Here is a 25,660-nt window from a genome sequence, read left to right as displayed (position 1 = left end):
CGCGCCGGTCGCCTCATCCCTTCCACATTGTCGATCGAAGAACAGCCTGCATATGCTCCGGGAGGTCGAGTTCGCCGCGCGCCTCTATCTCCAGAAGATATCGGGCCTTGGCCAGGCGATCGCCTTCCTCGACCGCGGCATGGCCGCAGATGGCGAGCAGCGCCCTCTCCTCCTCCCGGCTGGCTCCGCCGGAGTCGCCGCCTAAATCGTGCAGCGCCTTGCCGAACGCCGCATATGCAATCCTGTGCGCCTCAATCAGCTCTCGCAATCTATCTGACGGTTCCTGGTCTCGGCCCGGCGACCCTGTGGCGCGTGCGGTTGCCGCAACCGTCGAGGCGACGGCTGCGCTGCCGGAGTGGAAAAGCAAGGCGCGGCGGTTGATCCTGGACGTGGCGAACTCTCCCATTGCTTCGATGGCTATCAGATCGATGACATGACAGACCGTAACACGACGGCTTGCACATTCTTGTCAGGATGGAAGGCCTCAAGGCAGCCGACAGCAAGCGCGGGCTGGCTGATGCGCCGCACCTGAAACAAGCTTCCCGTCCGAGAACACGCACGGCGCGTCACTTTGGGCGGCTTGAGGCAGGTGAGATTTCCGGAGTGAAAAAGATTGATGGTGGCAGGTGCGTTCCAATGGCTAAGTTGCGTAGAAGTTTCCAGCACGAGGCCGGATAATGGTCACTGACACCGAGTTCATTCACGAAAGCATCCGCCAAGGCTGCGTGACGCTTGCCGATGGTGAATTCCTCATCGACAGGCTGGTGAAGTATGTCGGCAACGGAAGGATCCGTTGGCATGTCGAGTTTCGTGGGCATCGCGTCGAGTTCACGACCGGCCAGCTCAAGAAGCAGCCGACCTTCCGCAGGAAGATGCTCGAACAGGCCGGTGTGCTGCCGCCGCAGCGCGCGGGTTTCGATTATAGGCGATGGGCACTCGATCTGAGAAAGAATGCCATCGAGCTTCCTTGGCGGGATCGACCGGTCGAAGCCGGTTTCTCCATCGACAGCCTTGTCAGTCTTGGAGGCGACCGCTGGACGGTCGACTATCAAGGCAAGGTCATCAAGTTCACGACGACCAAACTGCGCAGGCAAACCAGTTTCCGCAAACGCATGCTGGCCAAGGCCAAGGTGCTGCCGCCGCAACTGGATCCGGTCGCCTATCGGAAGTGGGTGGACTGGCTGATTCAAAACGCCACGGAGGCCGCACCGCAGGCCAGCGATGCTTTAATGAGCGAGAAAAGCTGGCTCGACGACCTACCGGAGCTGGCCGGCTGGCAAAGCGAGGCGCCGCGCGAAGAGACCAACTAAGGGCGGCGCGCCACCGACAATCCCTTCACCCAAACCGCGCAGGGGGGAGCGCCTGCAGCAAGGTTGACGCGCGTTGGTGGTATGACCATAACACCAGCACGGTCTGATGGCGGTACGGTGACGCATCGGTCTGCAAAACCGACGTAATGGGTTCCATTCCCATTCAGACCTCGATTTTCAAAGCCGCCCACGCCACGCACAAGCAGGGTGGCTTTCTTGTCAGAGACGCCAGCCTACCCTCTTAAACAGCGGCGGTGCCACCATGGCGCTTGCTTGGAGGCACACATTGATGGCGAGGGAATCCAGCCGCGGCCGGCTCGCCGTGGAAACGCGGCTCCTCCGCGAACTCGAAGATCGGGGCGACAATCGTTTGGAAACAGGCCAAATGGCCCTCCAAAACGCCTTTTTGTTGCGCCGTAGCAACATGCTTTGGGGAAAGCGTGCGCTTCAACCATGCAATTGCGTTCCGTAAGGCAATTCCTGTGATACTGATACATAGAGCTCGGGTCAGGCATAGCTTCAGGCGGGGACAGACTATGAAATACATTTTGGCAGCAGCATTTTTTGGCGCCACCCTTTCCTCGGCCATGGCGGCCGATGTTGTGAATGAACTTCCGGTCGCATCCACGTATGATTGGACAGGCGCCTATATCGGCGGCCAGATCGGTTACGCTTGGGGCAAGGACCATATCCAGGACGAGAACATCGCCAGCGGCGATTCAGATTATTCGGATAGCTTCAGGCTCCGTGGGGTCACCGGCGGTATTTTTGCCGGCTATAACATGCAATGGGGCAATATCGTCGGCGGCGTCGAAGGCGATATCGAGGCCTCCGGAATTGTCGGCCACAACCCGGACTGGCCGTTCGGAACTGACGACAATACCCATATCGACGCTCAGGGCTCATTGCGCGGACGCCTGGGTTATGCCTTTGACAACTGGATGCCCTATGTCACCGGCGGTTTGGCGCTGGGAGACATTCACACGAAATTCGAAGACGGGCCGGCAACGGATTCCAAGTCGACAATCAAGGCCGGCTGGACGGTCGGCGCGGGCCTCGCTTACGCTTTCAATAAAAACTGGGTCGGCCAGGCCGAATATCGCTATACAGATTTCGGCAAGGTCACGACTGCAACCGATAACACTGACTCGGGTTGGGAAGAGCACGAACACCTCAAGACCAACGAGGTCCGAATCGGGATCGCCTATAAATTCTGATTTGCAGATCCTGTCTCAGGTCACCCGCACAGCAGTTCCAAATATCGGTGCGTGTGATGCGGATATGCGGGGGAAAATAGCCAAACCGCAAGCTAGTCCAGATCGTGCCGAAGGTCAGAAAGCTTTGGGCACACCGACTGCGCTTGTCTGACAAAGACAATGAGTCAGACGAGCCGGGAAATGGACCACTTCAACCTCGGCACCTATCGCCGCCCGATCTCCACCCGCTCCACTGAGACCCAGCGCTGGTTCGATATCGGGCTCAACTGGTGTTACGGCTTCAACCACGAGGAAGGCATCAAGTGTTTTGAGAAGGCGTTGCAGACCGATCCCGGCTGCGCGATGGTGCATTGGGGCATCGCCTATGCCGCCGGGCCCTTCTACAATCTGACCTGGAAGGAACATGGCGAGGCCGAGGCCAACAGCGCGACCAGGCGCTGCTTCCAGCATGTCCAGCTGGCGCGCGCCCATGCGGCTGGCGCCAGCGAGATCGAACGGCGATTGATCGAGGCGCTGGCCTCTCGCTTTCAGAAGCCGCACAAGGTGAGACCACAGGATTTCGAACGATGGGATGATGCCTATGCCGCCACGATGCGGCGGGTTTACCACGATTTTCCTGACGATCATGATGTGATGGCGCTGCTGGTCGAGGCGCTGATGATGCGCACGGTGCGGCGGCTGTGGAACCTCAAGACGGGGGAACCGGCACCGAATTCCGACGTGCTGGAAGCCCTGGAGGTTTGCGAGCGGTCGATCCGGCTTGCCGACGAGGCAGGTGCCTCACAACACCCGGCGATCCTGCACCTGCACATCCATCTCCTGGAAATGTCGACCATGCCGGAACGCGGCTTGCGCTCGGCCGACCGGCTCGGCGAAATTTGCCCGGATGCCGGGCACATGAACCATATGCCTGGGCATATCTACGTGCTGTGCGGCGACTATGAGAAGGCGAGGATCGCCAGCGAAAAGGCGGTCCGCGCCAACGACCTCTATCTCGCCTATGCCGATGAGCCGACCTATTATCTGCTCGGCTGCTGTCACGATCTGCATCTGATGATGTTCACATGCATGTTCCTTGCCCAGTATCGGCCAGCGCTGTGGGCCGCCGACAAGGTGCGCAGCCTAGTGACGCGAGACGTGGTCGGCATCCAAGACCGCCCAAAACTCGCCCAGACCGTGGAAGGCTATCATGCGATGAAATCGCATGTGCAGGTGCGCTTCGGCCGCTGGCAGGAGATCATCGCCGAACCGGCGGTCGAAGAGCCCGGCCTGTATGTGCTGACGGCGGCCATGCAGCACTATGCCAAGGGTGTCGCGCATGCGACGCTGAGGCAATTCACGGAAGCCGAGCGCGAGCGCGACCGGTTCCACCGGCATATGGAGACCATTCCGCCCGAACGGCGTTTCCTCAGCAACCCGACCCGCGCCTCGCTCGCTGTCGGTGCCGCCTTGCTCGACGGCGAGCTTGCCTACCATCAGGGCCGGCACGAGGAGGCCTATGGCCATTTGCGCCAGGCAGTCGAGCTGGATGACAACCTCTCCTACACCGAGCCATGGGCGTGGATGCACCCGCCCCGCCATGCGCTGGCGGCACTGCTTCTCGACCAGGGCCACATGCAAGAGGCCGAGCAGGTCTATCGCGACGATCTCGGCCTCACCGGCAAGGTGCAGCGCTGCGCCCAGCACCCGGACAATGTCTGGGCGCTGCACGGGCTGGTGGAATGTTTGCGGCGGCGTGGCGAGAGCGAGGAGTTGCTGGCCCTGCAGGCAAGACTCGCCACGGCGCTGGTCAAGGCGGATGTGGCGATCAGCTCGTCATGCCTGTGCCGAACGAGCGTGCAGCGCGGCTGCGGTCACTGAGATTCCGATCTGACGATGTTCCTATTCGAAGCCGACCTTCAGGAGATGGAAGCCCGAGCCGCCACCGCACAGACCGAGCCTTGGATCAGGATCTTATGGCCGCGGCGCGGCGGCATCAGCCGATCAGGCCAGGCTGAATGAACGGCTTTCCTCGATTAGCGCAGAGCAGTCGATCTCATCATGAAATTGGGCGTATGCATCAGGTGCAAGCCAGGAAGCGTAGGACCGAAGCCGCTTGAGCCTGGCCGTTTTCTCGAGCCGCGCCAGCCGCTCATCTTCGGCTGGTTGGGTGCGAGCCGGCCTCTTGTTCCTCTCGGCAGGATCATACATATCGACTATCCTCGGTCGGAGCCTATGAAGAGGCCGCTCAATGAGGGAGTTGGCCCACTCACCGGAATATGGACCTGTTGCTCCGGCGGTCCGCTCTCCAATTGGGCTGGATGCCACCACAAGCGCGGATGAAAGTCGCCATCCATTTTGATGAAGCTGCCGCAATTGGCCGGGCTCGGCAGAGCCATCCTCAAGCGTGATCACCCCCGACCCAGTTCGTCAGGCATGTGTCGGACGAGCGCGCAAACCATTCCGTCGTTGAAGTGGGCTGTCGCCCTCATGTGAATGGCGCCGTCCGCTACGAGAATATCTGCGCCAGTTCGTCGATGCTTGCGCCTTCCTTGACCTGGCGCAGTTCGACATAACTGACCGCGGCGGCGATCGACAGCACCATGGAGATCACGGTCTGCACCAGCGCGGCGCCCAGCTGCGCCAGAATCCCGCCAAACAGGAAGAAAACCAGCAATATCCCCCACTGGATGACCATCGCGATGATCATCAATATGAGAAACAGGCCAAACAGCGACCAGCTGTTTCCCTTGGTCAGGGCACGGCTGCGTGACATCGAGCCGAAAACGCCACGCCGCTCCTGGATCAGGACCGGCACCGACATCGACCATCCGAGCCACAAGATGATGCCGGGCACGATCAGGGCCAGCATGGCAAGGACCGAGCCAAAGGCGACGAGGAAGCCAATCGCCAGCGTCGGCAGCAGGAAGCGGATCGCAATCTGAATACAGTCGCCGAAGGAGGGCCGCCTGCCGTTCAGGTCCTCGATCGTCGCCCGGACCAGTGACGACTGAAGCAGCATGGTGAAAACGAAGGAAACCAGCCCGGCGACGAGCCTGAGATAGGAATTGCGGAACATCGCATGGGGATCCACCATCGCACCCGGATCACCACGCAACATCGCGTCGACCTGCGGCTGGCTCCACAACCGGACAAGCAGCGACGGCACGCCGGCGAACAGCGCGGCAAGGCCAAGGCAAAGCCCGATGTTGCGGCCTAAGACGGCAAAGGTGTTGTTGAACACCCTGCCGATCTCGAACCGGCCGGGTTGTCCCAATGTCGCAGTGGTCATGATATTCCCCCGAGCCGCCGCAACATCCAAACAACCAACCTCGAAAGTAAATCTGCCAAGATTAAAAGGCTTCGTCCAGTGGACTTGCAATTGTCCAGGCGTATTGCCAGTGTCGACACCGAACCGCAGGTGCAGAGGGGCGAGCGGGTGACAGTCGCACAGCCGCAGAACGCCGAATGGCTGGCAAAGATACACAAGCAGTTGCTTGCGGACGATTCCATCCAGTTTGACTTGCCGACACTGGTGCAGCCCGAGCCGCCGGAATGGCTGCGGCCTTTTCTGGAGGCATTGGCGAAGATCGGCCCTTACATGATCTACCTGTTCTGGGGCGCGGTGATCGTCGGCGTCGCGGTCATCGCGCTTCTCGTTGCCCTCGAAGCCAAGGGCGTGGCATGGCGCCTGCCGTGGCGGCGCGCCCGTAAGGAGGCAGAGGCGGAGGAGGCATGGCGCCCGAATGCGAGTGCCGCGCAGATCCTGCTGTCCGAGGCCGACGCACTCGCTGCGCACGGCGAGTATGACGAGGCGGTGCATCTTCTGCTTCGCCGCAGCGTCGCCGACATTGCCGGGCGGCTGCCCGACTTTCTGCGCCCGTCGCTCACTTCACGCGACATCGCCAGCGCCACATCGTTGCCGGCGCGGGCACGCAGCGCCTTCAGTGAGATCGCGCGCATTGTCGAGGCAGCGCTGTTTGCCCGCCGGCCGGTCGGAGCGGAAGGCTGGCAGCAGGCGCGTGGCGCCTATGAACGCTTCGTCTTCAGGGATGCCTGGACATGAGCGCGCCAGCGGTCGACGCCGCGCAGGAACCGTTCAGCCGCAAAACCCTGTTCTGGGGCATCTTTGCCAGCTTGCTGGCCGCAGCGGGGTTTTTCCTGCTGTCGACCTACGCGCCGGACTTTCGCCAGCCGGAAGGCGGCGGCACGCCGCTCTCCAAGGGCGGCTCCGGCTATGGCGGGCTCGTCGAATGGCTGAAACTCGCCAATGGACAGGAGCCACCCATGGCGCGCAGCGAGGAAGCGCTCGGCTCCGGCCTGGCGTCCGAATTCCTGCTGATCGTCACCATCGCGCCAAACAGCGACCCGGCCGCGCTGGCAAGGATCATCAAGCTTCGCTCGCGCAAGGCCACGCTGTTCGTGTTGCCCAAATGGATCACCTTGCCGCTGCAAGACCATGAAGGCTGGGAGATGAAGCTCGAACGGCTGCCCGACACGGCCGTCAACGACTGGCTCGGCCGCATCGCCAAGGCCAAGCTCGGCGAAGGCAAGAGTTCGGTCGGGCAGATCGACGTCGCAGGCCGCATGGTCACCGCGCCGGAAGACCTGCAATGGGTGGCGGATGACCACCCCTTGATCGCGGCGGGCAACGGCAAGGCCATTCTCACCGAGCTCGACGACGAGCCGTTCTACATCCTGACCGACCCCGATCTGATCAACAACGCGGCGCTGAAGGATCCGCAAAAGGCGGCGGCGGCACTGGACATGATCGCCATGCTGGAGCCCGGAAAGGGCGCCGTGATGTTCGACCTGACGCTGCATGGCGTCGGGCAGAAATACGATCTCGCCAAGCTTTTGGTCGAGCCACCCTTCCTGGCGCTGACGCTGTCGGTGCTGGCGGCGGCCGCCCTTGCCTTCCTGCATGGGCTCGGCAGGTTCGGACCGCCGCGCTCCGAGGCCCGGGCGATTGCCTTCGGCAAGCGGGCGCTGGTCGACACCACCGCGATGCTCCTGAAGCGCGCCGGGCGGCTCGGGCAGCTCGGCGATCGGTATGCGACGCTGATGCGTGCGCGTGCCGGCGCATTGCTCAGCGCGCCGCAAGGCTTGCCGGGCGAAGCGCTCGACCGCTGGCTCGATTCCCGCGACCGAAGCGAAACGCAGGGCTTCAGCCGCCGCTTCAAGGCCGCGAGCGAAGCCAGGACCCTGGCGCAAATGCATGAGGCAGCGGAAGCGCTGCATGAATGGACGACAAGGAGGCTCGGTGAACGTCGATGATGTGAAGGCCCTGGCGACCGCGATCAGGGAAGAAGTGGCGAAAGCGATCACCGGGCAGCGCGACACGGTCGATCTGATGCTGACGGCATTGTTTGCCGGCGGCCACATATTGCTGGAAGGCCCGCCGGGAACCGCCAAGACCATGACCGCGCGATGCTTCGCGCAAGCACTTGGCGTCGCCTATGGCCGCATCCAGTTCACGCCCGACCTGATGCCTGGCGATATCGTCGGCTCCAACATCTACAATTTCCAGAGCGGGCAGTTCACGCTGACGCGCGGGCCGATCTTCTGCGACCTTTTGCTCGCCGACGAGATCAACCGCACGCCGCCGAAGACGCAGGCCGCCCTTCTGGAGGCCATGCAGGAACACGCCGTCACCTTCGACGGCGCCACGCATGCGCTCAGCCAGAACTTCATGGTGGTGGCGACGCAGAACCCGATCGAGCATCAGGGTGTCTACCCCCTGCCCGAGGCGCAACTCGACCGCTTCCTGTTCAAGCACCGGGTGAGCTATCCCGATCTCAAGGAGGAACAGGCTATCATCGTGCATCACGGCGGCGGCACCGCCTCGCATGATATCGCGCAATACGGCATCAAGGCGCAGACGGACCGCAAGACGATGGAGGCGGCACTTGCCACGGTTGGTGAGGTGACGCTGGTTGACGATGTCGTCGGCTATATCGCTGCCCTTGTGCGCCGCACGCGCGAAAGCCCGGACCTCGAGGTTGGCGCCAGCCCACGGGCGGGCGCCATGCTGGCGCGCGCGGCACGCGCCAGGGCGGCTCTCGACGGCCGCGCCTATGTCATCCCCGACGACGTCAAGGCGCTCGCCATACCGGCGCTGCGCCACCGCGTCATCCTGTCGCCGGCGGCGCAGATCGATGGGCGGCTTGTCGAGCAGATCGTGTCCGATCTCGTCGACCAGACGGAGGCGCCGCGTTGATCTACCCGACCGGCAGAGCGGTGTGGGCTGCGGCGGCCGGGGCGATCCCTGCCTTCCTGATCGCGCTTGCGCTGCCGCATGTCTGGTATCTGGGCCTGCTGTGGATCTGCGCGCTGCTGGCATTTCTCGCTGTCGACGCGGCGGCCGGGCGTGGGCGTGCCTCGCTCAGCGCCAGTCTCTCGGCGCCGCCGCAGGTCGGCGTCGGCGGACGCTTTACCGTGCACGTCGCGGCCAGCCTCGGCCAGCGGGCGCGCATGCTGCAAGCGCGTGTCGGCCACGATCAGCGTGTGGAGCCGGTCAGCCGCACAGGCGGTGCGTTGCCCGCGAATGGCGGCACGCTCGATCTCGAATTCACGGCGCGCCGGCGCGGCATTGCCAGTTTCGACCGAGTCTGGCTGCGCTGGAAAGGCCCGTTCGGACTGACCTGGAACCAGGTCGTGCTGCCGATGGACCGCAAGGTGGCGGTGCTGCCCGACGTCAGCAGCGCGCGCGATGAGGCCATCACCTTGCTGCAGCGCTCCGCGCTGGCCGACGGCCACGCGCAGAGGCGAGCCGGCCAGGGTCGCGAGTTCGAGGCGCTGAAGGACTATCAGCCAGGTATGGGCCGGCGGATGATCGACTGGAAGCGCAGCGCACGCCACGGCAAGCTTCTAGCGCGTGAGTTCAGGGTCGAGGAGAACAACAACATCGTGCTGGCGATCGACAGCGGCCGGCTGATGTGCGAGCCGGTCGACGGCGTGCCGAAAGTCGACCGGGCGGTAACGGCAGCACTTCTGTCGGCCTTCATTGCGCTCAAGGGCGGCGACCTCGTCAGCCTGTTCTCCTTTGATGCCACGCCCCGCGTCTCGAGCGGCGCGGTGCGCGGCTCGCCGAGTTTCACGATGATCCAGAAGCGTGCGGCCGAGATCGACTATTCCAGCGCGGAGACCAATTTCACGCTGGCGCTGACGACATTGGCGGCCAAGCTCGACCGTCGCTCGCTGGTCATCGTCTTCACCGATTTCGTCGACCCGATCAGCGCCGAATTGATGCTACGCACCGTCGGCAGGCTGACCGAGCGGCATCTGGTGCTGTTCATGCTGATGAAGGATGTCGAACTGGAGACGCTGGCCGACATGCAGCCTGCGAAACCCGAGGATGTGGCCCGCGCGGTCACCGCGGGCGGCCTGCTTCGGGAGCGGCAAGTGGTGATCGGGCGACTGCGGCTGCTTGGCGCGCATGTGATCGAGGCCGACCATCAGCGGCTCGGTCCGGCCCTGGTCGAGCGTTATATCCAGCTCAAGGAGGAAAACCTCCTATGACGCTGCCCGCAGGCACCGATGCCGTACGCCAGTCGCTGGCAAGCTTCCGCCACGAGCGCGAGGCCGACTGGAAGGCGTTCGAGGCGCTGCTGGCCCGCGTCGAAAAACGCGCGCCGCGCACGCTTTCGGAAGACGAGTTGCTGTCGCTGCCCCTGCTCTATCGTTCGGCGCTGTCGTCGCTCTCGGTGGCCCGTGCAACGTCGCTCGACAGCGCGCTGATCGCCTATCTGGAGGCGCTCAGCCTACGCGGGTACTTCTATCTCTATGGCGCGCGACGCGGCTTGAGGCAGCGCGTCGGCGATTTCTTCCTGCGTGACTGGCCGGCGGCAATCCGCGATCTGTGGCGCGAGACCTGGGTGTCGGTCGCACTGACTGTCGTCGGCGCCATTGCCGGCTACTGGCTGGTCGCCTCCGACAAGCGTTGGTACGACGCCATCATCGCGCCCAGCCTTGCCGGCGGGCGCAACCCGGATTCGTCTGCCGAAGTGCTGCGCAGCGTGCTCTACGATGGCGGCAGCAGCCACTTCCTGTCCGGATTTGCCGCCTATCTGTTCACCCACAACACGCAGGTGGCGATCCTGGCCTTTGCTCTCGGCTTCGTCTTCGCGGTGCCGAGCGTGCTGATCATCCTGATGAACGGATGCATGCTGGGCGCGCTGTTCCAGGTCTATGCGGCCAAGGGGCTGGGCTTGGAGCTCGGCGGCTGGCTGTCGATCCATGGCACGACGGAACTGTTCGCCATTGCGCTGGCGGGCGCGGCCGGCATGCGCATCGGCACGCGCATCGCCTTTCCCGGCGAACTGACCCGGATGGCCGCCGCCGCCCAGGCCGGGCGGGTGGCGGCGACCGTGATGGTCGGCGCGATGATGATGCTTCTGTTTGCCGGCCTGCTAGAGGGCATCGGCCGGCAGACGATCACCAGCGATGCGGCGCGCTACGCCATTGGCGGCGGCATGCTGGCCTTGTGGATCGCCTATTTCTACCTGTTCCGGATGGTGCGGCATGGCAACGGCTAGGAACCCTGCCGAGCTGATAAGGCCGCTGATCACGCCGGAAGGTGTCGACCTCAGGGTCAAGCTGGCGGACGCCGGTACGCGGGCTTCAGCCTTCCTGCTCGATGTGGTGATCATCGTCGCTGCCGCCATTGCGGTCACCCTCGTCGTCATCTTCGGCCTCGGCGGCCTTGGTGTGAAGGAGGCAGAGCCGCTCTTCATCGTCTGGATCATCTTCATCTTCCTGCTGCGCAACGTCTATTTCATCGCCTTCGAGGCGGGGCGGCGGGCCGCGACGCCCGGCAAGCGGATCGTCGGCGTGCGGGTCGCCTCGCGCAGCGGCGCGGGTCTCACCATCGATCAGGTCATCGCACGCAACCTGATGCGCGAGATCGAGGTTTTCCTGCCGCTGTCGATCATCGCCGCGCGCGGCGGCGCCGGCGTCGCCGACACGCTGTCGACGATTTTCGGCCTGGTGTGGGCGTTGCTGTTTTCGCTGTTTCTATTGTTCAACCGCGACCGGCTGCGCATTGGCGACCTGCTTGCCGGAACCTGGGTGGTGGAGACGCCGAAATTCAAGCTGGTCGAGGACCTTTCACAGCGAAAGGACCCGGTCGACAAGCGCTTCCATTTCAGCCCGGCGCAGCTCGACGCCTATGGCATCGCCGAATTGCACAAGCTGGAAGACGTGCTGCGCCGCGACGATTATTCCGCGATGAAGGCAGTTGCCGAGACCATCGGCCGCAAGATCGGCGCGAAGGTCGAACCGATCGATTCAAAGGCCTTTTTGACCGCCTACTACGGTGATCTGCGGGCGTATCTCGAGCGCAAGCTGCTGCTCGGCAACCGCAAGGCGGACAAACACGCGCGGTAGCGCGGGGCCAAGCCGAGTTTGGCCTGCCCTACCTCAGCCACTTCTCATAGTCGGCCACCAGCAGGTGCACCGGGGCGACATCCTCGTCGATGTTGGAGAAGCGGCCGATCGGCTCGCGGAAGACATTGTCGGTGAGATCGTCGTTGACGGTAGACACCTCGCCGATCAGCACGTCCTTGCCCTCGGCCCAGAAGGCATGCCAGACCCCAGGCAGGAGCGTGACGCTCTGGCCGGGGTCGAGCTTCAGCAAACCGCCCGCCGGCAGCCTATGGATGGTTCCATCGACCGGCACCGACACCTCGGCCTTCGGGTCGATGCCGCCGTCGCGATCGTGCATGAACAGTTCCAGCACCAGCTTGCCGCCGCCACGGTTGATGATGTCCTCGGCCTTGATGTTGTGGCGGTGCATCGGCGACAGCTGGTCCTTGCGCGAGATCATGATCTTCTCGGCATAGAGCATGCCCATGCCCTTCTTCATATCCTCGTAGCGGCCGTTGCGCACGGTAAACAGGAACAGGCCGAGTTCGTTGAATTTTTCCTGGCCGTAATCGGTAATGTCCCAGCCGAGACGCGAGGTGTAGATGGCCGAAGAATCGACCTGGCGCGCCTTCATCTCCTCGGGCGACCAATAGGCGAAGGGGGGCATGATGTAGCCGAACGAGCGGATGAAAGCGTCGGCTTCGCGGATGATTTCGTTGATGGCGGAACGTTTCATGATCTGACCCTTCGTGTCTACACGCTTTAGGTTGTTGCATGTCGTCATCCCAAAACCGCTGGGCACTTTTGGGCGACATGCATTGCAAATCGCATAGCCGAACGCCGCTGCGGTGTCGATCCATCTCACTGCCTGCCGTGCCCTTCGCCATGCAGGGATGGCCCAGCGATCCGGTCCGCTGGCCGCGTGACATCAAGCACTTTCAGGCTCATAAACCCTGCAAATTCTCACAGGAATAGAAGATGCCGACCGTCCACGACCTTGATACGCCGTCGATCCTGATCGACGCCGCGCGCGCCGAAGCCAACATCGCCCGCGCACAGGTCCATGCCGACAAAAACGGACTGAAGCTCAGGCCGCATATCAAGACGCACAAGCTGCCCTATTGGGCGAAGAAGCAGGTGGCGGCGGGTGCCGTCGGCATAACCTGCCAGAAGATCGGTGAGGCCGAGGTGATGGCCGATGCCGGATTGTCCGATATTTTTCTACCCTACAACATTCTCGGCCGCGCCAAGCTGGAACGGCTGAAGGCGCTGCACGGCCGCGTAACCCTGTCGGTCACAGCGGACAGCACGGAAACGCTGGAGGGGCTGGCGGCGGCTTTCACCGATACCGGCCATCCTCTCCAGATTCTGGTCGAATGCGACACCGGCATGGGCCGCTGCGGCGTGCAAACGGCTGATGAGGCGGTTGCGCTGGCAAGGCTGATCGACAAGGCCGGTGGCCTCGCCTTTGGCGGGCTGATGACCTATCCTGCCGCTGGCCGCGCGGCCGAGGCCGAAGCCTGGCTTGCGAAAGCCAAGCAGGCGCTGGCCGCTTCGGGCCTCGCTTGCGAACGCATCTCCAGCGGCGGCACCCCGGACATGTGGCGCTCCAGCGATACATCAGTCGTCACCGAATATCGCCCTGGCACCTACATCTATCTCGACCGCTATCAGGTCGCCAAAGGCGTCGGCACCCTCGACGATTGCGCGCTTACGGTGCTCGCCACCGTCGTCAGCCATCCAACGGCAACACGCGCCATTCTCGATGCTGGCAGCAAGGCGCTGTCGAGCGACACGCTCGGGCTAAAGGATTTTGGCGAACTGCTCGGCGCTCCCGATGCAAGGGTCACCGGACTCAGTGAAGAACATGGCACTGTCACGCTTTCCGGTGATGCGAAGCTGCGCATCGGCGAGCGCGTGCGCGTGGTGCCCGACCATTGCTGCGTCGTCACCAATCTGTTCAACGAGGTCAACCTGATCGACGGCGAGCAGGTGCTCGAAACGCTGCCGGTGGCAGCGCGGGGGAAAATGGGTTGAGTGGCCTTCCCTTCTCCCCCTGTGGGAGAAGGTTAAGCCCGCTCCGCCTGCCGAGCCGCTACCCGCCGCATGGCGATCACCCGGCGGCGGCGGATTTCGGTGCGCATCGCCATCAGGTGCAGCGTGAAGAACAACGCCGTGAAACCGACGGCCATGACTAGCAGCGGCCAGAGCAGGCTGGGGTCGATGGTCGGGCCGTCCATCCGGAACACCGAGGCTGGCTGGTGCAGCGTGTTCCACCAATCGACCGAGAATTTGATGATCGGGATGTTGATGAAGCCGACCAGTGTGATGATGGCGGCGGCCCAGGCGGCGCGGCTTGCATCGTCGAGCGCACGGGTCAGCGCGATGATGCCGAGATACATCAGGAACAGCACGAAGACCGAAGTCAGGCGGGCATCCCAGACCCACCAGGTGCCCCACATCGGCTTGCCCCAGATCGAACCGGTGATCAGCGCAAGTGCGGTGAAGACCGCACCGATGGGAGCCGCCGATTTCAGCGCGACATCGGCCAGCGGATGCCGCCAGACCAGCGTGCCAAGGGCTGAGACCGCCATCAGCGAGTAACACATCATGGCGAGCCAGGCGAAGGGCACATGGATGTACATGATGCGCACGGTGATGCCTTGCTGGAAATCCTCAGGTGCGGCGAAGCTCATATAGAGGCCGACCGCAAGGATGAGTGCGGCGATCGTCGCCAGCCATGGCACGACCTTGTCGGCCAGCCCAACGAAGCGCGTCGGGTTGGCAAGGTCCATCCAGCCGCTCAGGCGTGAAGTCGTATCGCTCATGCGGCTTTACATAGACCGACAGCGCGATCGGGGCAATCGAGCGGTGGTGTCGCAGGCTTGGTTACCCTCCCCCTTGTGGGAAGGGTCGCTGCGAAGCAGCGGGATGGGGGCGGCGCTGCCCCCACCCGGATCTTCGGTCCGGCCTCCCCACGAGGGAGGTAAAAGATGATGCTTACGCGGCCTCGCCCTGCACGGAGCGGCTGAGGCGGCGGACTTCCTCGTCGTTGAGCAGGCCGCCGGCACGCAGCAGGCTGGCGAAGCGGCCGTTGCGCAGCGAGAGCTCGGCGAAGCCACCCATTTCGACCACCCTGCCCTTGTCCATGAACACGACCAGATCGGCGTCGCGAACGGTGGTCAGGCGGTGGGCGATGATGAAGGTGGTGCGGTCGCGCCGCAATTCGTCGATCGCTTCCTTGACGCGGTCCTCAGTCTCGACGTCGAGCGCGCTGGTCGCCTCGTCGAGCACCAGGATCGGGGCGTCCTTCAATACCGCGCGAGCGATGGCGATGCGCTGGCGCTCGCCGCCGGAGAGCTGGCCGCCACGTTCGCCGACCACCGTGTCGTAGCCATTGCTCTTGGCCAGGATGAAGTCCTGCGCGGCAGCCGCGACGGCGGCGGCGTGAATCTCGTCATTGCTGGCTTCGGCACGGCCGACGCGGATGTTGTCCTCGATCGAGCGGTTGAGCAGTCCGGCATCCTGGAACACCGTGGCGATCGAATGGCGCAGCGACTTGCGGGTCACGGTGCGGGTGTCGATGCCGTCGATCAGGATGCGGCCGCTCGACGGCGAGAAGACGCGCTGCAGCAAATTGATCAGCGTGGTCTTGCCGGCACCCGTCGGTCCGACGATGGCGACGGTCTGGCCGGCCTGAACCTCGAAGGACACATCGCTGACGCCCTGCCCCGAATTGGCGAATTCGAAGTTGACATCCTCGAAGCGGACATGGCCGGTGACATTGGTAAGGTCGCGCAGGCCATCCGGTTCGGCGGCATCGGCGGCCGAGTCCTCGAGCTTGTAGAACTCCTCGAGCTTGGCGCGAGCCTCCGAAATCTGGTTGGCGAAAGCCGACATCTGGTCGAGCCGCGAGATCAGCAGCGTGGCGAAGCCGGTGAAGGCGATGACATCACCGACGCGCAACTGGCCATGGGTCACCAGATAAGCGCCGATCAGAAGCACCACCATCATCGAGATGGTCGACGACAGACGATTGAGCGCATTGGCGATGGCCCACCAGTCGAGCACCGGGTTCTGCGCGTCGAGCAGGTTCTTGACATAGCGGCGCAGAGTCTCGGCCTCATGGCCAAGGCGGTTGTAGCTCTGGAGAACGGCGACGTTGCTCACAGAGTCCGTCACATGGGCGAACACCTTGTGGTAATGGCGCTCGACGGCTGCCTGGCCCGCCTTGGTGCGCTTCATCACCAGACGGCCGATGCCGACATAGAGCACGCCAAGCGCGAGCAGGACCATCGACATGCGGACATCCATGCTGAGCGCCGTCGGCACGAGAAGGACGAGCGCGACAGCCGTGGACAGATGCTGGCGCATGAATTCGAGCCATAGGCTGAACAGCGTCTCAACAGCACGCAGCAGCGTGTGCAGGGCGTTGGACGTGCCGCGCTGATGATGCCAGGCAAGCGGCATGGTGATGACGCGCTCGAAGGACTGGCACAGCACTTCGCTACGCCGGGCGTGAGCAAAGCGGTCGGCGCCGCGCGCCACCAGGACGAAAGCGATGACGTTGAAGGCGCCCAAACCGGCCCACACGGCAAGCGTGGAGAATACAGAGCCATGCGCGGAGATGGCATCGATCACCCGGCCAAACATGATCGGCTCCAGGATGGCGATAGCGGCAAGTGCGACATTGGCGCCGCAAATCAGCGCGACGCGCCTCTTGTCGGCGGCCAGATAGCCCAGCGCTCTCCAATAGATCTGCAGAAGTGACACTTCAGCTACTCCGCCAATTCTCTACTGTGCTCAATGCGGTATTGTGCACTGCACCATTGCTTGACACGTAACGGTTGACGCGTCGCAAAACAATGCCCGTCTATCGCTTCCGTTCCCATTTTGCGAACAAAAGATGACGACGATGCGAAATCTGACGTGATCACCTAACGGTTTGAGATAAAAGGTGAAATGCCAGCCTTGCGGCAAAATCATGGCAGTGGCCGAGCGCTGCCACATTTTTAATCACCGCAGGCTTGCATGAAGTGTCAGGCAATGCCTGGCGGATGCCGTCGCCGATCGCACGCAAGTAAACATTCGCGACGTCGCGCGCCCCGAAGGACGCGCGACCTATTGACTTAAGGTATTGATTTTACGCCGGTATCTTTACCACGACCTCAGTCTTGGTACCAGCTTTGGGTTCGAAGGAGGCGGACTTTGTTTTCGAGCCGTCGACTTCAAGCGAGATCGTCTTGGTCTTTTTGTCGCGAACGACATGAACCTTGATCTCGGCGCCCAGCATCTTCAGGGAAGCCTGGTAGCCATCCCAATGGCTGGGCAGTTTCGGCCGGAACGTGATCTGCTTGCCGCGCCGTTCGATGCCGAGAATGCCTTCGACCGCCGCCCGGTAGAGCCAGCCCGCCGAGCCGGTGTACCAGGTCCAGCCGCCGCGCCCGCCCTTGTCGTCTCCGGCATAGATATCGGCCGCCACCACATAGGGTTCGACGCGGTATTGCTCGGCCGAGGCCTCGTCGGATGCGTGGTTGACCGGGTTCAGCATGGAGAAGCAGCGATAGGCCTCGTCCGTCTGCCCCATCTCGGCCAGCGCGATGACGAACCACGTCGCCGCATGCGTGTACTGGCCGCCATTCTCGCGCACACCAGGCGGATAGCTCTTGATGTAGCCGGGGTCCTTCTGCGTCTTCGAGAAGGGTGGCGTGAACAGTTTGACGATCTTGAGCTTGTCGTCGACGAGCAGGCTGGTCGCCTGCTGCATAGCCGTCGTCGACCGCGCCGGGTCGCCCTCGCCCGAAAGCACGCTCCACGACTGGGCGATGGAGTCGATCCTGCACTCTTCGGAGGTACGCGACCCCAAGGGCGTGCCGTCGTCAAAACTGCCGCGCCGGTACCACTCGCCGTCCCATGCCGTGCTCTCAAGCGCCCGCTTGAGCGCCTCGGCATGCTTCGCCCAGGCCTGCGCGCGCTTGCTGTCGCCCTCGCTCTTGGCGACGAGGGCGAAGTCGCCTAGCGTCTTCAGCAGGAACCAGCCTAGCCACACGCTCTCGCCCTTGCCGTGCTCGCCGACACGGTTCATGCCGTCGTTCCAGTCGCCGCCAAGGATCAGCGGCAGGCCGGCAGGACTGCTGCGCTTGATGGCAAGGTCGAGCGCACGCGCGCAATGGTCGTAAAGCGACACCGTCTTCTTCGAGATTTCAGGGGTGAAGAAGGCATCGTGCTCGCCCTCGCCCAGCGCCTGCCCGTCGATGAAGGGCAGTTGCTCCTTGAGGATGGCGGCGTCGCCGGTCACACTGAGATAGCGCGCCGTGGCGTGGGCCAGCCAGACCACATCGTCGGAGATCATGGTACGCACGCCGGCTCCGGTGCGCGGCAACCACCAGTGCTGCACGTCGCCTTCCGGGAACTGCCGCCGCGCGGCGTTGAGGATCTGGTCGCGCGCCAGGGTCGGATCATGCGCCAGCAGCGCCAGCGTGTCCTGCAGCTGGTCGCGGAAGCCGAAGGCGCCGCTTGCCTGGTAGAAGGCCGAGCGGGCGCGGATGCGGCAGGCCAGGCTCTGATAGGGCAGCCAGTGATTGACCATGGCATCGAGCGCCTTGTCCGGCGTCTCGACCTGAATGGTGTCGAGGAAACCGCGCCACTCGCGCTCGTTGTCAGCCAGGCGCTGGTCGAAATCCTTGCCTCGGTGCGCCTGCACCAGCGCGCTCGCCTGCGCGGGGGTGTCGGCATCGCCGAGTAGCCACAGCAGCGTGACGTCGCCGCCGGCCGGGATCTCGACGTCGCGGGCGATCGCCGCGCAGGGGTCATCCCCGGCTTCGACACGGCCCGACAAGGCCGCGCCGGTCAGCACCGCGTGCGGCAGCTCGCTGGACCCGTGCCGGCCGAGGAATTCGGAGCGATCCGCCGTCACCGAATGAACAGCGGCATCGGCGGCGAGGAAAGCCACCCGCTCGCTGAAATCGAGCCCATAGGGGTTTTGCGCCAGCAACGCGCCGGTCACCCCGTCGCGGGACGGGACGATGGTGGCGGCCGTCCGCGACCGATGCCCGCCAAGCACCCATTCGGCGTAGGCATAGACGCGCAGCCGCGCCGGCACCGCGCCTGAATTCTGGATGCGCAGCCGCGTGATCTTCACCGGATCGACGGGGTCGACCACATGGGTCAGGTCCATCGACAAAGGCCCACGCTTCGAGCGGAAGGTGGAGAAGCCCTGGCCATGCCAGGCCTCGTAGGTCATCGAGGGATCGCGCACCACGGCGGCGATCGGCGAGAACGCCCTGCCGCTGGCCTGATCGTAGATATAGATGCCCTCTCCCGGCCGGTTCGAGACCGGATCGTTGGACCACGGCGTCAACTGGTAATCGCGGCTGTTGCGGCTCCAGGTGAATGCAGCACCCTCGGCCGACGTATGGAAACCGAACGAGGCGTTGGAGACGACATTGATCCAGGGCTGCGGCGTGGTGCGCCGGCCAGCCAGACGCACCACATAGTGCCGTCCGTCGCCGTCGAAACCGCCAAAGCCGTTCCATTGGCTGAGGCCAGAGCCATCGGCGCTGACATCCGCCACGGACTGCGAGGCAAAGGCATGCGCCGCCGGGATTTCGCGCGGAGCCGGCAATCCGGTGGACGGCAGGCCGTCGCGCGCCTGCAAGGCAGCCGCCTCGGCCCGTTCGATCTGATCGAAGATGGTGCCGTTGCGCGTATGCAGCACCACCCGGGCGACGGCGAGCAGCGTCTTGTAGGTGGTCTCTTCCATCAGGTCGCGGCGCACCGCGAAAATGTGCTGGCGGGGACCGAGTTCCTTGCCGCGCAGACGGCTGTTTTCGCACAGCGTCTCGACCGCGCGCTGCAGGTCCTGGACATAGGACGAAGCCTGCTCGTTGACGACGACGAAGTCGATCATCATGCCGCGGGTGCGCATATATTCCTGGAAGCGCAGCGCCTGGGCGACGATTTCCAGATCGGCGACGTCGCCGATCCTGACCAGGAAGATCGGGAAATCGCCCGAAATGCTGGTCGGCCACAGGCTCGACTGTTTGCCCAGGCCCGAAGCGAGGGATTCGGCCGGCAAGCGCAGGAACGCGTCGGGGTAGATCAGATAGCGCGCCAGTTTCTGCACATTGGCGGCATCGGTCAGGCTGAGGCCCATATGGCGGGTCTGCACCTGGCTGCGCGTCCAGGCAAGCATGGCCTGGCGGGCAAAGCTCTCCTGATGGTCGAGGCGGTTTATCGCTTCTTCCAGCTCGGTGCGGTTGGCCCCTACCACGGTCCAGAAGGTCAGCGATATCTTCTTGTTGGCGGGCACGCGCACCTGGCGGCGCAGCGAGGCGATGGGATCGAGCGTAAAGCCGGAATGGCCGCCGAGCCTGGCGCCCGGATCGAAAGCCGCGGCATCGACGATCGAGCGGCCACGGCCGATGAAGGCGCGCCTGTCGGTCTCGGCCTCGGCATCGCGCGCCGGTCCGGACGGATCGGTGACGAAATGCGCCAGCGTGATATCGGGCTCGCTGGTCTCGCGCTTGCGGCGCGTGGCGAAGATCGCTCCTTTATTGGCGGCGATTTCAGTCTCCACGAACATCTTGGAGAAGGCCGGATGCGCGTTATCGGAGGCCTCCAAACCCAGTACCAGTTCGGCAAAGGACGTCACCTCGATGAAACGATCGGACGTGCTTTCATTGTAGAGCGTGATACGACGGCCTTCGCCATTGCCTTCGGAAACGACGATGCATTCGACCTCGGAGCGCAATGTGCCGACCAGTTTGACGAAGCTCGCCTTGTCATCGGAGAACAGGGTCTGCACCTTCTCCTCTGCCGCGCGCTTTGGCTCCGCCGTTGCCGACCACCAGTCGCCGGTGCTGACGTCACGCAGGAAGATGTAGGAACCGAGACGGTCCTCGACCGGGTCCGGTTGCCAGCGCGTAACGGAAAGATCGCCCCAGCGGCTGTAGCCGGAGCCGGTTGCCGTCACCATCACCGAATAACGGCCGTTCGACATCACATTGGTCGAGCGGAGCGACCGCAGCGGATCGAGCACGATGCGGGTGTCGGGGCTCTCGGTTTCGGTCTCGTCCTTGGCGCGCTCGTCCGCCTCGGTCCTGACGGTCGCGGTCGGGATGTCGCGCGGGGCCCTTTCCTGCAGCAGGAGTTCAGCCGATTCAATGACCGGGTCGCTGTGGAAACGGTCGCGCAGGCGACCCTCGAAGATCGCGTCGGCGACCGCCGCGATCGACATGCCCGAATGGTGCGCATAGTAGTTCAGCACGACCGCGTGGTTGGTCCCTTCAGGCACCCGCTGCGGCGTGAAATCGACCGCATCGTAAAAGCCATGCGGGCCAAGCGCACCGATGTCGCGCAGACGCGCCAGGTTGTGCACGGCTTCGCGCGGGTTGAACTGCGCCGCCAATATGGTGGCGTAGGGGGCTATCACCGTGTTCTGGCCAAGGCCGCGCTTCAGCCCAAGCCCGGGCACGCCGAAATTGGTGTACTGGTAGGTCAGTTCGCGGTCGCGGGCGTTGTAGGCCGCTTCCGAGATGCCCCAGGGCACGTTTTTCTGGCGACCGTACTGGATCTGACGCTTGATGATCAGCTTGCTGGTCTGGTTGAGGATCGAGCCCTGCGCCTCCTTCATCACCAGCGGTGGCATCAGATACTCGAACATCGAGCCCGACCAGGACATCAGCGCGCCCTGGAAGCCGATCTCGACGATCGGACGGCCGAGCCGGAACCAGTGCTCGGTCGGCAGGTCGCCCTTGGCGATGGCGAACAGGCTGGTCAGCCGCGCCTCGGAGGCGAGAAGGTCGTAGCAGCTTTCGTCGAGCTGGTGTTCTTCGACCCGGTAGCCGATCGACAGCAGCTTGCGTTCCGGCCGCATCAGGAAGGCGAATTCCATCTCGAAGGCGAAACGACGGGTGCGCTCGCGCAAGGTCAGAAGTTTGGCGCGCAGCGCTTCGACGGCGTTGTCGTCGCTATGGGCATCATGGACATGCGCCTCGCAAGTGGCTTCCAGCCTCGCCGCCCAGTCGACGATGACGTCGCTCTGGGCCGACGCCGCCTCGGTGTGGATGGCGGTGGCTAGCTTGCGGATCTCGCCCGCCAGCACGGCGAGGTTGATGGTGCGGATCGAGGCCATTTCCGGCTGCGCCTTGATCGTCTCGACGGCGCGCCGCATGCCGTCCAGGCGATCGACGAGACGCTGGCGCAGAGGCCTGAGCTGACGGCGGTCGTCGGGCAATTCATCAAGGCTCTCGCTCAGGATGGTCACCGTGTCGAGAATGCCTTCGAAATCACCCTGCAGGTGAACGGACGGCGCTTCCGCCCATTCGGCACAGGCCGCCGCCACGGCCACCAGGTGGCCGGCGAGATTGCCACTGTCGACAGCCGAAATGTAGAGCGGGTACAGCGGCTTCAGCGTCGTAGTGTCGTACCAGTTGAAGAGATGGCCGCGGTGGCGCGGCATGCTCTCTATGGTCGTCATGGTCGCGTCGATGCGGGTGATGGCATCCGACAGGCTGATCCAGCCGAAATCGCGCGCCGAGACCACCGACAGGAGATAGACGCCGACATTGGTCGGCGACGTGCGCGGCGCCACGACCGGTGCCGGGCTTTCCTGGAAATTGTCCGGCGGCAGATTGTGATGCTCCGCCGTGACGAAGCTCTCGAAATAGTGCCAGGTGCGCCGCGCAATAGTGCGCAGCGTATGGATATCGGCCTGCGATATGCGCAGCCGGTCCTCGGTTTCGGCCGAGCGGCTGATCCAGCTGGCAATCGCCGGCGAGCCGATCCAGAACAGGGCGAAGAAGAAGGCGACGAAGGCGCCAGTGGAATCGGCCAGCACCGGAATGGCGAGGCCGACGAAACCGATGATCACGGCGCCGTACATCATGCCGTAATAGGAGCCGACATCGTTGTCGCCGGCCTTGTGCGCCTGGGAAGCGGTGCGCCATTCCAAAAGATTCTGGCGGCTGACGAACAACCGGTAGAGCGTGCGCACGATGGCGTCGCCCATCATCCAGGCATTGTGCGCCATCAGCACGATCTTCAGCGCCACCATGGCGGTGCCGAACGCGACGTCGCGCGCCAGCGCCGAGAAATGGCCGCGCGGCGTCTGGTCGCCGCTCTTGGGCAGGATGGCGTTGACGACATCGAAGGTCGGCGCCATGAACAGGCTGAGGATCAGCAAGGCCTGCCATTGCGCGGCCTGCGTGAAGGGCAGCAAGGTCCAGCCTGCGATCGCCGCCATCACCCAGAAGATCGGCGTCAGCGAGCGGCGCAGATTGTCGACCATCTTCCAGCGCGACAGGGCCGGAACGCCGGAGCGCGGATCGAGGATAAAGCCCAGAAGCTGCCAGTCGCCGCGTGCCCAGCGATGGTGACGCGAGGCGTCGACCGAGTAGCGGGTCGGATAGTCCTCGACCAGTTCGACGTCGGTGACCAGTGCAGCGCGCGCCAGCGCGCCTTCGAGCAGATCGTGGCTGAGGACGGTGTTTTCCTCGATGCGGCCTTGCAGGGCGGCCTCGAAGGCATCGACATGGTAGAGGCCCTTACCAGTGAAGGACCCGTCGCTGAAGACATCCTGGTAGAGGTCGGAAACGGCGAAGACATAGGGGTCGAGGCCGCGATTGGCCGAGAACACACGCTGGAAGAACGAGGCCTCGTCGCCTGATGTCAGCGAAGCGGTGATGCGCGGCTGCAGGATCGTGTAACCGGCGGTGACGACGCGCCTGGCGGCGTCGAAATGCGGGCGGTTGAGCGGGTGGCAGAGCTTGCCGACGAGGCTCGCCACCGCGTCGCGGGTGGTGCGCGTGTCGGCGTCGAGCGTCATAACATGGACGACTTTTTCCGGCAGCGGCACGTCGAGCGGCAGGAAAGTCGTGTCGCTGTCGCCGCGCAGCAGAAGGTCAAGCTCATGCAGCTTGCCGCGCTTGCGCTCCCAGCCCATCCAGGCCCCTTGAGCGGCGTTGAAGAGGCGGCGACGGTGCAGGATGTAGAAGCGCGGCGCGCCTTCCGAGGGATAGCGGGCGTTGAGACGGGCGATCTCGGCGCGGGCATATTCGAGGATCTCGGTGTCGGCCGCATCGATCTCGATCTTGCTGTCGGGCCAGTCCGACAGCAGCGCGAAATGGATCTCGTCCACCAGATTGGCAAGGTAATGGACTTCGAGGTTGCGGATGTTTTCCTCGACATCGTCGCGCGAGCCGATCAGCGACGGCACAACCACCAGCGTGCGCGCCTCGGGCGGCACACCGTGCCTGTAATCGTAACCGATCAGGCGTGTCGGCTTGAGGAAGAGCGAGACCACCGTGTTGAAGAAGGCCAGCGCGCCCTCGCTCGCCGGCACGGCAAACAGCGCCAGCATCAGGACGATCGAGGTCACCGACAGGCCGAGATTGGCCAACGCATTGCCGGTGAGGACGAGAAGCAGGGCCGTCAGCGCGAAGACCGGCAGGACAATGCCCAACCATCCGGTCTTGGTGAACGTCCGCTTGACCGTCTGGCTGATGGTGGGCCGATAGCCGATCGCTTTTTCCAGCTCCAGACGGCGCGGACCGACGAGGAAGAAGCCGACATCGGTATGCGCGGACGGAGCCGGCGCGGAATCGTCGCCATCGCCGGCCGATACATGTTCGCCGGCGGCGTGTTCGCTAGCGGCCTGGCCGGCCAGTTCGATCGCCTTTTCGGCGACGCGGTATTCCGACAGGTTCGAGCGGCGGGCAAGTTCCTCGATCGCGGTGCGGTATTGGTCGCGCGAGAAGAAATCGAGCGCGGCAAAATCGGTGCGCTCGCGCAGCACGGTGTCGATGCGGCTGACGCCTTCGAACCACACCGTCCAGTCGACGTCGTTGATGAGGCGCAGGCCGCGGATGATGTTGCCGGTCGTCACATTGCCGCTGGACAGGGTGTGATGCTCGGAGATGATGATCTCCTCGGCATCGGAGCCGGTCTTTTCGAGCTCGCCTTCCAGCCATTCCAGGGCCTTGCCGGCATTCTGCGAACCATCGCGCAAGCGATAGAGAAGCTGCGTGGCAAAGGTGGTGTCCTGCGCGTGAGCGCTGAAATTGGCCAGGATCGCCTGGCGGTCGGCACTTTCGTCGGTCGCCAGCACCTTGTCCGCCACATCGTTGGCGATCTGGCGCATCTGGCGGGTGCGATTGACCCTGACGGCCAGCCGGCGGAGATTTTCGATCAGCACGAACCGCAAAAGCGACGGCAGCGCCCAGAGTTCACCGATCTTCAGCGGCTCGACTGACTGAAAACCCTGGACGATGGACTTGAACATGGTCGCCGAGACGGAACTGTCCGAATGCGCCACATAGGTCCAGGCCAGCGCCAGCGCACGCGGCACGGTGCCGCCGTCAGGCAGTTTCAGCGTCGGCAGCTGACGATAGAAGCGGCGCGGCAGATCGCGCTTGACCTGGAAAATGGTCTCTTCGACCAGATAATTGTTGTCGAGCAGCCATTGCGCGGCCGGCGTGATCGTCTCACCCTTGGCCTGCGCCGCATTGGTCGAACGGTAGACTTCGAGGATCTTCTTGGCGCTGTCGCGGATGCGGGCCTGGAAATCAAATGGGATCAGGCCGAAAAGATCGGTGAGATCGCCTTTGGCCAGGCTTTCGCCAAGCAGCCGAAGGCGCTCCTCCGGCAGGAATGTCGACCTTATCGGCTCTTCCGTAATGGCCGGAAAGCTCGCGCTTGTCTTCTCGATCTGGGCAGGATTCGTCTGAATATTCATTGAAAATTCCGTAAGCGGGCACTCAGCGGCGTCACCGCCACGGCAATGGCCCT

The 25,660-nt window shown here is 63.7% G+C and carries 16 protein-coding genes and 1 tRNA gene; 11 read left to right on the top strand and 6 right to left on the bottom strand.

Features of this window, described 5'->3' with window-relative positions; translation table 11 throughout:
• Positions 1 to 13 precede the first annotated feature (13 nt).
• Positions 14 to 268, bottom strand: a complete 255-nt coding sequence (locus tag AB4Z43_RS13855; RefSeq protein WP_223217745.1) for a hypothetical protein — start codon at positions 266 to 268, stop codon at positions 14 to 16.
• Positions 269 to 677: 409 nt separating this feature from the next.
• Between AB4Z43_RS13855 and AB4Z43_RS13850 the strand changes: the two genes are divergently transcribed.
• The 4 genes from AB4Z43_RS13850 (at position 678) to AB4Z43_RS13835 (ending at position 4,387) form a co-directional block, all read left to right on the top strand.
• Positions 678 to 1,310 carry a hypothetical protein gene (locus AB4Z43_RS13850; protein WP_019857553.1) on the top strand — a complete coding sequence of 211 codons (633 nt, stop codon included), beginning with the start codon at positions 678 to 680 and terminating at the stop codon, positions 1,308 to 1,310.
• A gap of 100 nt (positions 1,311 to 1,410) precedes the next feature.
• Positions 1,411 to 1,481, top strand: a tRNA-Cys gene (locus AB4Z43_RS13845).
• A gap of 365 nt (positions 1,482 to 1,846) precedes the next feature.
• Entirely contained in the window at positions 1,847 to 2,527 is a 681-nt protein-coding gene (locus tag AB4Z43_RS13840) for an outer membrane protein (RefSeq protein WP_019857552.1), read from the top strand.
• Positions 2,528 to 2,707: 180 nt separating this feature from the next.
• Positions 2,708 to 4,387: a hypothetical protein gene (locus AB4Z43_RS13835; protein ID WP_441937931.1), complete on the top strand. Its 1,680-nt coding sequence runs from the start codon at positions 2,708 to 2,710 to the stop codon at positions 4,385 to 4,387.
• A gap of 628 nt (positions 4,388 to 5,015) precedes the next feature.
• Here AB4Z43_RS13835 and AB4Z43_RS13830 read toward each other — a convergent pair.
• The gene (locus tag AB4Z43_RS13830; RefSeq protein WP_441937929.1) at positions 5,016 to 5,798 is read right to left on the bottom strand and encodes a hypothetical protein; all 783 of its coding nucleotides are present in this window, start codon (positions 5,796 to 5,798) and stop codon (positions 5,016 to 5,018) included.
• A 90-nt stretch (positions 5,799 to 5,888) separates the two neighbouring features.
• Here AB4Z43_RS13830 and AB4Z43_RS13825 point away from each other — a divergent pair, with 90 nt between their 5' ends.
• Genes AB4Z43_RS13825 through AB4Z43_RS13800 form a run of 6 tightly spaced genes read left to right on the top strand, consistent with a single transcriptional unit; the run spans position 5,889 to position 11,893 of the window.
• Positions 5,889 to 6,572 (top strand): DUF4129 domain-containing protein, encoded by a 684-nt coding sequence (locus AB4Z43_RS13825; RefSeq protein ID WP_441937927.1) that lies wholly within the window; start codon positions 5,889 to 5,891, stop codon positions 6,570 to 6,572.
• Complete coding sequence (locus AB4Z43_RS13820; RefSeq protein WP_441937925.1) at positions 6,569 to 7,783, top strand: DUF4350 domain-containing protein; 1,215 nt, start codon at positions 6,569 to 6,571, stop codon at positions 7,781 to 7,783. Before AB4Z43_RS13825 ends, AB4Z43_RS13820 begins: the two co-directional genes overlap by 4 nt.
• Positions 7,770 to 8,726 (top strand): AAA family ATPase, encoded by a 957-nt coding sequence (locus tag AB4Z43_RS13815; RefSeq protein WP_019857546.1) that lies wholly within the window; start codon positions 7,770 to 7,772, stop codon positions 8,724 to 8,726. Before AB4Z43_RS13820 ends, AB4Z43_RS13815 begins: the two co-directional genes overlap by 14 nt.
• Entirely contained in the window at positions 8,723 to 10,027 is a 1,305-nt protein-coding gene (locus AB4Z43_RS13810; RefSeq protein WP_019857545.1) for a DUF58 domain-containing protein, read from the top strand. Before AB4Z43_RS13815 ends, AB4Z43_RS13810 begins: the two co-directional genes overlap by 4 nt.
• Complete coding sequence (locus AB4Z43_RS13805) at positions 10,024 to 11,043, top strand: stage II sporulation protein M (RefSeq protein WP_441937922.1); 1,020 nt, start codon at positions 10,024 to 10,026, stop codon at positions 11,041 to 11,043. The genes AB4Z43_RS13810 and AB4Z43_RS13805 overlap by 4 nt, the downstream gene beginning before the upstream one ends.
• Positions 11,030 to 11,893 (top strand): RDD family protein, encoded by an 864-nt coding sequence (locus tag AB4Z43_RS13800; protein ID WP_441937920.1) that lies wholly within the window; start codon positions 11,030 to 11,032, stop codon positions 11,891 to 11,893. The genes AB4Z43_RS13805 and AB4Z43_RS13800 overlap by 14 nt, the downstream gene beginning before the upstream one ends.
• Positions 11,894 to 11,921: 28 nt before the next feature.
• Here the strand turns inward: AB4Z43_RS13800 and AB4Z43_RS13795 are convergent, their stop codons facing one another.
• The gene (locus tag AB4Z43_RS13795; RefSeq protein WP_027046725.1) at positions 11,922 to 12,608 is read right to left on the bottom strand and encodes a D-lyxose/D-mannose family sugar isomerase; all 687 of its coding nucleotides are present in this window, start codon (positions 12,606 to 12,608) and stop codon (positions 11,922 to 11,924) included.
• 242 nt (positions 12,609 to 12,850) lie between these two features.
• Between AB4Z43_RS13795 and AB4Z43_RS13790 the strand changes: the two genes are divergently transcribed.
• Entirely contained in the window at positions 12,851 to 13,909 is a 1,059-nt protein-coding gene (locus tag AB4Z43_RS13790) for a D-TA family PLP-dependent enzyme (protein ID WP_441937918.1), read from the top strand.
• 32 nt (positions 13,910 to 13,941) lie between these two features.
• Here AB4Z43_RS13790 and AB4Z43_RS13785 read toward each other — a convergent pair whose 3' ends face one another.
• From AB4Z43_RS13785 to AB4Z43_RS13775, 3 genes are all read right to left on the bottom strand, one after another.
• Positions 13,942 to 14,700 carry a heme ABC transporter permease gene (locus AB4Z43_RS13785; RefSeq protein WP_019857541.1) on the bottom strand — a complete coding sequence of 253 codons (759 nt, stop codon included), beginning with the start codon at positions 14,698 to 14,700 and terminating at the stop codon, positions 13,942 to 13,944.
• A 172-nt stretch (positions 14,701 to 14,872) separates the two neighbouring features.
• Positions 14,873 to 16,645 (bottom strand): glucan ABC transporter ATP-binding protein/ permease, encoded by a 1,773-nt coding sequence (locus AB4Z43_RS13780; protein WP_019857540.1) that lies wholly within the window; start codon positions 16,643 to 16,645, stop codon positions 14,873 to 14,875.
• Between the two features lie 370 nt (positions 16,646 to 17,015).
• Entirely contained in the window at positions 17,016 to 25,607 is an 8,592-nt protein-coding gene (locus AB4Z43_RS13775) for a GH36-type glycosyl hydrolase domain-containing protein (RefSeq protein WP_441937915.1), read from the bottom strand.
• Positions 25,608 to 25,660 lie beyond the last annotated feature (53 nt).

Origin of the sequence: Mesorhizobium sp. 2RAF45 (genome assembly GCF_052115225.1) — a bacterium.
Lineage (GTDB): Bacteria > Pseudomonadota > Alphaproteobacteria > Rhizobiales > Rhizobiaceae > Mesorhizobium > Mesorhizobium jarvisii.
Note: the sequence above shows the minus strand (reverse complement) of the source record. Positions and strands in the feature narration are given on the sequence as shown.